Source organism: Inquilinus sp. NPDC058860 (assembly GCF_042743185.1).
Lineage (GTDB): Bacteria > Pseudomonadota > Alphaproteobacteria > DSM-16000 > Inquilinaceae > Inquilinus.
On the sequence record NZ_JBHYMS010000056.1, the window covers coordinates 1 to 8607 of the forward strand.

The 8607-nt window shown below is 73.6% G+C and carries 1 protein-coding gene; it reads left to right on the forward strand.

Annotated features, from left to right (window positions below; translation table 11 throughout):
• Window positions 1-851: 851 nt before the first annotated feature.
• Window positions 852-8607: hypothetical protein (locus tag ACFW16_RS28705; protein WP_380311598.1), on the forward strand; the 7756-nt coding region annotated here is incomplete at its 3' end.

Below are 8607 nucleotides of genomic sequence, written 5' to 3' on the forward strand. Positions count from 1 at the left end.
GTCGCAACCGATATGGACAGCGAGTCCGGCGCCCTGCCGATTCGCGCGCGGACGCGCGCAGACCCCTCCCCCTGCCCCCCTCCCGCAAGGGGAGGGGGGACCTAAAAAAGCTCACTTCCGAGATGTGTGAATCCGATAGCCCTCGCGGGAGCGGGACAAGGAAGAAGTGGGCTCCAGCTATTCCGAAAGGATCCCGCAAGCGGGCGAGGCAGCGCCGGGACGCTCGGCATCCTGTCGGCCGCTGCCCGATGCGCTGACCCGGCCTCGGTTCGCCCCGCTCCAGCCCCTTCTCCCGGAAGGAATCGGGGCTCGTCGAGCTTCGGCCGGCGCCGGCCGGGAGGCCGCCCCGCGGCCCGGATTTCCCGCGCAGGACCGGGGCCTGTTGCCGTCGCGCCACAAGGGCGGCGCGGAAGCCACGAATGGGACGCCATGCCAACTATTGGGACGCTGGGCGGAGTGACGGCGTCCGAACCGTAAGGAATTCTTTCAATATCCGGTCGCTGAAAGAGATCGAAGAATCAGGGCCGTCCCGGGGGTCGCCGACCGGCGAAAAGAGGGGCGGTTTTACTTCGATCTTCTTCGGCGCGGCGGTGGGGAAGGACAGCGGTCCTGTCCTGCGAATGTCGGCGGTTCTTCTGGGGAGGGGTGGGATGACTCGATCGGATGATCGGTCCCTGGATGTCGGGGCGGCGGGGCCGGATGGGCCCGCCGCCCGCGCGTTTGCGGACGGGCCGGGCGGCCGGCCCCCGGATCCGCGGCACAGGCCCACATCCGATTCCTTCATCCATCAACCGCCGGACGCACCGGCGGCGCACGCGTTTCAGACAGGCATTTCAGCGGGGAGTGACATCATGAGCGGCAACCAGTTCGAGACCCGTAAGACCGTCCGGCGTCATTCCCATTTCGCGAACAACTGGGTCGCCGGTGCCGACCAGCCCAGCAAGTCCCTGCGGCGGCGCCTGATGGCGGCGCTGCGCCGGGCGCATCGCGCGCTCGGGATGAAGCGGGATCGGCTGGGCCTGGGGGCCCTCGGCACCGGCGGCGCCGTCGGCGGCGCCACGCTCGCCGTGGCCGGCACCGCGGCGGCGCCGGCCACCCTGTTCGGGGTGCTGCGCCGGGCCAGGGGCCTCTACGCCGCGATCTCGCTGGCAACGGTGGTGGCGCAGCTGCCGACCCAGGCCTTCGCGCAGGTCCTCCTCGGCCCCGGCAGCACCAACCCCGGCTCCGCCTCGACCGCGGTGGGAACCGGCGCCCACTCGGTCGGCAACAACTCCGTGGCGTTGGGCACCGGCACCACCGCCACCGGCGATGGTTCGATCTCGATCGGCTATACCAACAGCACCAACGGCCTCAACGCGATCGCCATCGGCGTCTTCTCGAACGCGGTCGGCGTCAACGCCCTCGCCCTGGGCGGGGCCGCCCACGCCTTCGCCGACGGCGCATCGGCCTTCGGCGTCAACTCCACGGCCAGCGGCGTCAGTTCAACCGCCCTCGGCAACAACGCCGGCGCCACCGGGGGGAATTCGACGGCGATCGGCATCTCTTCGCGCGCCACCGGGGGCAATTCGATCGCCGCAGGCGCCAGCGCCACGGCGAGCGGCGCGAGCTCGTCGGCCTACGGCCCGGGCGCGCTCGCCGGCGGCAAGCAGGCGATGGCGCTGGGGTTTACGGCGAATGCGTCCGCTGAGAATTCCGTCGCGGTCGGGTCCGTGGCCCAGGCCAGCGGCCTTGCGTCGGTGGCCATGGGTCTGGCGGCCAACGCGACCAACAACAGCTCGATCGCGATCGGCTGGCAGTCGATCTCGACCGCCGTGAACTCGATCTATCTCGGCGCGCGCACCGTCGCGGGAACGGGCGCCACGGCGGAGAGCGCCATCGGCATCGGCACCGATGTGACGGCCTCGGCCCAGGACGCGCTCGCCATGGGCCGCGCCTCGAAGGCGACCGGCACGGGTGGCGCCACCGCAATCGGGGTGAGCTCCCAGGCCGCGGGCCAGGGCGCCGTCGCGGTCGGCCCCACCGCCAAGGCGGCCGGCAACTTCTCGCTGGGCCTGGGCAACGGGACCGTGTCGAGCGGAGTGGGCTCGGTGGCGGCGGGGTCGGGAGCCCAGGGCACCGGCGTTTCCTCCACGGCGGTCGGCAACAACGCCGCTGCGCTCGCCGACAACGCGACCGCGTCGGGGGCAGGCGCCGTGGCGAGCGGTCTGAACGCCGCGGCCATGGGCGCTTTCGCCAAGGCCGCGGGTGCGAGCTCGACGGCCGCGGGCGTCAACGCCAGCGCCAGCGGTGCCGGTTCGCTCGCCGCGGGCACCGGCGCGGCCGCGAGCGGCGTCAATGCGGTCGCGGCTGGCGCTGCGTCCAATGCCGCCGCAGCCGGCGCCATAGCCGTGGGCTCCTTCGCCACGGCCACGGGAGGGAATTCCACGGCGATCGGTGCCGGCTCCACGGCGGGGGCAAGCAATGCCTTCGCCGGGGGACGTGCGGCCAATGCCGCAGGCCTGAATTCCATCGCCATCGGCACAACGGCCAACGCGACGGTCGAGAGCGCCACGGCGATCGGCAACGCCTCGCAGGCACTGGCCGCCTCGACCGTGGCGCTGGGCGACACCAACACGGTCGCAGCGGCGGCCGGCCCGGGCTCGGTCGCGATCGGCCACAACTCGGTGGTGAACGGCGGCACCGGCGCGGTGGCGATCGGCGAGGGCCAGGTCGTCAACGGCAACGGCGCCGTGGCGATCGGCGACCCGAACACCGTCAGCGGCACCGGCGCGGTCGGCATGGGCGCCAACAACGCGGCGACCGGGGACGGCGCCGTGGCGCTGGGCAACACCAACGTCGCCAACGGCCTCGGCGCCGTGGCGCTGGGCAATGCCGCGAACGCCACCGGCACCAGCACCGTCGCCCTGGGCAACGCGGCGGCGGCCGGCGCGAACAACGCGCTCGCCCTCGGCAACGGCGCCTCGGCCGGCCAGGCGGGATCGGTGGCGCTGGGCTCGGGCTCGGTGACCGCGGCGGCGGTCGCCACGCCCAGCACGGTGATCGGCGGCACCACCTACAACTTCGCCGGGGCAGCCCCGACCAGCACGGTCAGCGTCGGCGCCGCGGGGGCGGAGCGGACCATCACCAATGTCGCGGCGGGCCGGATCGCGATCGATTCGACCGACGCGATCAACGGCAGCCAGCTCTTCGCCACCAACCAGGCGGTCCAGGCCATCGCTGCCAGCACGCCGACCCACTACGTCAGCGTCAACGATGGCGGGTTACAGCAGGGGAACTACACCAACAACGGCGCCACGGGCGCCAATGCCATCGCGATCGGCCCCGCGGCTTCGGCGACGGGGACGAACTCGATGGCCGTAGGCTTCAACACCAAGGCGACAGGCGGCTCGGGCCAGGCCTTCGGCTCGGGCAGCTTGACCAGCGCGGATCTCGCTTTTGCTGCGGGCCTCCAGGCCACGGCAGGGGGGCTGGGGGCCACGGCCCTCGGCCTGCACGCCAACGCCTTGGGCGTGACCTCGATCGCGATGGGCAACGCAGCCAACGCGACGGCCGAGAACGCGATCTCGGTGGGCAGCCTGGCCAACGCGGCGGCCGCGGACAGCATCGCCATCGGGACCAGCGCCGTCGCCACGGGGCCGTCGGGCGGCGCGATCGCGCTCGGCCTGAACGCCAACGCGAACGGCTCCTTCACGACCGCGGTCGGCACCGGCACGAAGGCGACCGGCGATTGGGCGACGGCCTTTGGCCAGAATGCCAATGCGGCTGCCCAACAGGCCCAGGCCTTCGGCGCGGGAAGTGTCGCCTCGGGCCAGTTTGCGCTCGCGACCGGCTTCCAAGCCGCTGCATCGGGGCTGGCCTCCACGGCGGTCGGCCTGCACGCCAACGCCTCGGCCGAGAACGCGATCGCGGTCGGCAACGCGGCCACCGCCACGACGGCAAACGCCACGGCGGTCGGCGCCTCCGCCACGGTCTCGGCCGTGAACGGCACTGCGCTCGGCAGTGGGGCCGTCGCCGCCGGAACCAATGGCGGCGCGACCGCGGTGGGCACCAACGCCAATGCCGCCGGCGAGTTCTCGGTGGCGGCCGGCATCAATGCCAAGGCCGGCGACCACGCATCGATCGCGATCGGTACCGGCACCAATGCGTCCGGCACCCGCGCCATCGCCATCGGCGATACCGTCCAGTCCACCGGCGCCGGCTCGATCGCCATCGGCGCCAACGGCACCGCGCAGGCCAAGGCGACGGCGGCCGACGCCATCGCCCTGGGCGGAGCCACCACCGCCTCGGCGGCGCAATCGCTGGCCCTGGGCGCCGGCGCCTCGGCCGGCCAGGCCGGCGCCGTGGCGCTGGGCTCGGGCTCGGTGACCGCGGCGGCGGTCGGCACCAAGAGCGCGGTGATCGGCGGCACCACCTACAACTTCGCCGGCGGCGCGCCGACCAGCACGGTCAGCGTCGGCAGCGCCGGCGCCGAGCGCACCATCACCAATGTCGCGGCGGGCCGGATCGCGATCGACTCGACCGACGCCATCAACGGCAGCCAGCTGTTCGCCACCAACAAGGCGGTCGAGGCCATCGCCGCCAGCACCCCACTGCACTACTACAGCGTCAACAGCGCCACCCAGCAGGCGAACTACACCAATAATGGCGCGACCGGCGCCAATTCGATCGCGGCCGGTCCTGTGGCTTCCGCCACGGGTCCAGGGGCGGTGGCGGTCGGCAATCAGGCCACTGCGTTGACAGGGCCCGCAATCGCCATCGGCAGCGGCGCGGCCGCCGACTCCAACTCCAACGGCGGCGGAGCCATTGCCGTGGGACCGAGCGCCAAGGCCGTCGTCACGGGCGCCGCAGGCGGCTCCCCGATCGCCATCGGCATCGGGGCCAATGCGAGCGGGGCCTCGGGCACGGCGCTTCCCATCGGCGGCACGTCGTTCGAGGCGGTCGCCATCGGCAACGGCGCGACCGCCACGGGTCAGGACGGCACGGCACTCGGCCTCAGGGCCGCCGCGACCGGGACCTGGTCCACGGCCCTGGGCGGATCCGCCAATGCCTCGGCAGATCGCGCCACGGCGATCGGTATCCTCGCCAATGCAACGGGACTTGTCTCCACCGCGATCGGCGCCTCAGCCGCTGCGAGCGGCAATCAGTCCCTGGCGGCCGGCGATCGGGCGAATGCCTCGGCCAGCCAATCCGTCGCGCTGGGCGTGCTCGCCGTTGCCGGCGGGGCCAGCGGCTCGACCGCCCTCGGCGCCAATGCCAATGCCGGCGCCACCAACAGCCTGGCGCTCGGCGTCTTCTCCAACGCTTCCGCCGAGACGGCCACGGCCGTCGGTCCCGGCGCCAACGCCACGGGGGTCGCCGCCACGGCGGTGGGGCAGGGATCGAAGGCCCTCGCCGATTCGGCGTTGGCCATGGGCCGGGCGGCCAATGCGTCCGGCGCTCAGGCCATAGCGCAGGGTTATCAGGCGAACGCGTCGGCCGGCGATGCCGTCGCGATCGGCACGGGCACCAACGCCTCGGCCGTCAGCAGCATCGCCATGGGCGTCAACGCCGTGGCGTCGGGGGCCAGCGGCTCCACCGCTGTGGGCGCCTTCGCCAACGCCAGCGCCACCAACAGCCTGGCGCTCGGCGAATTCGCCAGCGCGTCCGGAGAGGGATCCTCGGCTGTCGGCCCCGGCGCGAATGCCGCGGCGGCGCGCGCCACGGCGGTCGGTGTGGCCTCCCAGGCTCTCGCCGCTTCGACAGTGGCGCTCGGCGACACCGTGACGGTCGCTGCGGCGGCCGGCCCGGGCTCGGTGGCGATCGGCCGCAACTCGACGGTAAACGGCGGCACGGGCGCGGTGGCGATCGGCGAGGGCCAGACGGTGAACGGCGACGGCGCGGTGGCGATCGGCGACCCGAACACCGTCAGCGGCACCGGCGCCATCGGCATGGGCGCCAACAACACCGCCAACGGCAACGGCGCCGTGGCGCTCGGCAACACCAACATCGCCAACGGCCTCGGCGCCGTGGCGCTCGGCAATGCGGCGAACGCCACCGGCGCCAGCGCCCTGGCCTTCGGCACCACCGCGGCGGCGGGCGCGGACAATGCGATCGCGCTGGGCTCCGGCGCTTCGGCCGGCCAGGCGGGGGCGGTGGCGCTCGGCTCCGGCAGCACGACCGCGGCGGCGGTGGGCACGGCCAGCACGACGATCGCCGGCACGACCTACAACTTCGCCGGCACCACGCCGGGCAGCACGGTCAGCGTCGGCGCGGCGGGGGCGGAGCGGACCATCACCAACGTGGCGGCCGGGCGGATCGCGCTCGACTCGACCGACGCGATCAACGGCAGCCAGCTCTTCGCCACCAACACGGCGGTCGACACGCTCAACACCCAGATCACCGACGTGACCGGCAAGCTGACGCACTACTACAGCGTCAACGACGGCGGCACGGCGGGCGCGAACTACGACAACGACGGCGCCACCGGTGCCAATTCCCTGGCCGCCGGCATCGCAGCCACGGCATCGGGTGCGGAGTCGGTGGCGGTCGGCCACCTGGCCAGCGCGTCGGGTGGGGGAGCGGTCGCCGTCGGCAACGGCGCGGCCGCGAACGGCCCCGCCTCCGGCGCGGCCGTGGCCATCGGGCAGGGGGCGCAGGCCGTCGTCACCGGGACCGGCGGTTCTCCGATCGCCATCGGCGTGAATGCCAATGCCAGCGGTGCCTCGGGCACGGCGCTTCCCGGCGGCGGCACGACATGGGAAGCGGTCGCCATCGGCAACGGCGCGGCCGGCACGGGCCAGGGCAGCACGGCCCTCGGCGGCGCCACCTCGGCGACGGGGGCCTGGTCCACCGCCCTCGGCCTGGTCTCCAAAGCATCGGGAGATCGTGCCACGGCGGTCGGCGTCCAGGCCAACGCGACGGCCGCGGATGCGCTCGCCCTCGGCAACGGCGCCACGGCCGGCGATGCCGGCGCGGTGGCGCTCGGCTCCGGCTCGGTGACCGCGACCGCGGTCGGCACCGCCAGCACGGTGATCGGCGGCACCACCTACACCTTCGCCGGCACGACACCGGGCAGCACGGTCAGCGTCGGCAGCGCCGGCGCCGAGCGCACCATCACCAATGTCGCGGCCGGGCGGATCGCGATCGACTCGACCGACGCGATCAACGGCAGCCAGCTCTTCGCCACCAACAAGGCGGTCGAGGCCATCGCCGCCAGCAACCCCGTCCACTACTACAGCGTCAACGACGGCGGCACGCCGGGCGCGAACTACATCAATGACGGCGCCACCGGCGCCAACGCCATGGCGGCCGGCATCGGGGCGACAGCCTCGGGCACCAACTCGACGGCGGTCGGCTTCAACGCCGCCGCGTCGGGTGGGCAGACGATTGCCCTCGGCAGCGGGGCGACGGCCACCAGTGGCGGTGGCGGCGGCGCCATGGCCCTGGGCACCAATTCCAAGGCCGTGGTGACAGGCGGCGATGGCTCGCCGATCGCCATCGGCATCGCCTCCAATGCCAGCGGGGCGGCCGGCACGGCGCTCCCGGGCGGCTTCACCTCCTTCGAGGCGGTCGCGATCGGCAATTCCGCGACGGCGACCGGGCAGGGCGGCACGGCCGTCGGCCCCGACGCCGCCGCGACCGGGACCTGGTCGACCGCGCTCGGGCTGAACGCCAGTGCAACCGCGGCGAACGCCACCGCGGTCGGCGTCCTGGCCAAGGCGAGCCAGGACAGCGCCATCGCCGTCGGCCTCAACTCCAACGCGTCGAGCGAGTGGGCGATCGCGATCGGCACCAATACCGTCGCGAGCGGCGCCACCGCCGTCGCGGTCGGCACCAACTCCAACGCCCTTGCCGACCAGACCACGGCAATCGGCTTCAACAACACGGTGGCGGCGGCGGCCGGCACCGGCTCGGTGGCGATCGGCAGCAGCTCGCAGGTGCTGGGCGGCACCGGCGCGGTGGCGATCGGCCAGGGCCAGGTGGTGAACGGCGACGGCGCGGTGGCGATCGGCGACCCGAACTCGGTGACCGGCACCGGCGCCGTGGGCATGGGCGCCAACAACACGGTCAACGGCACCGGCGCGCTGGCGCTGGGCAGCGGCAACACCGCGACAGGCCAGGGCTCGGTCGCGCTCGGCAACACCAGCAGCGCCACCGGGGCGGGCTCGCTCGCCTTCGGCGACGCGGCCTCGGCGACCAACGCCAAGGACGTGGCGCTGGGCTCGGGCTCGGTGACGGCGGCGGCGGTCGGCACGGCGAGCACGACGATCGCGGGCACGACCTACAACTTCGCCGGCACCACCCCGACCAGCACGGTCAGCGTCGGCGCCGTGGGGGCGGAGCGGACCATCACGAACGTCGCGGCCGGGCGGATCGCGATCGACTCCACCGACGCGGTGAACGGCTCGCAGCTCTTCGCCTCGAACCAGGCGATCGACGACGTCGCCAGCCAGATCACCGACGTCACCGGCAAGCTGACGCACTACTACAGCGTCAATGACGGCGGCACGGCGGGGGCGAACTACAACAACGACGGCGCCACCGGCACCAACGCGCTGGCGGCCGGCGTCGGGGCTTCGGCCACGGCGGCCGACGCGACGGCGATCGGCTCCGGCGCCACGGCCGGCG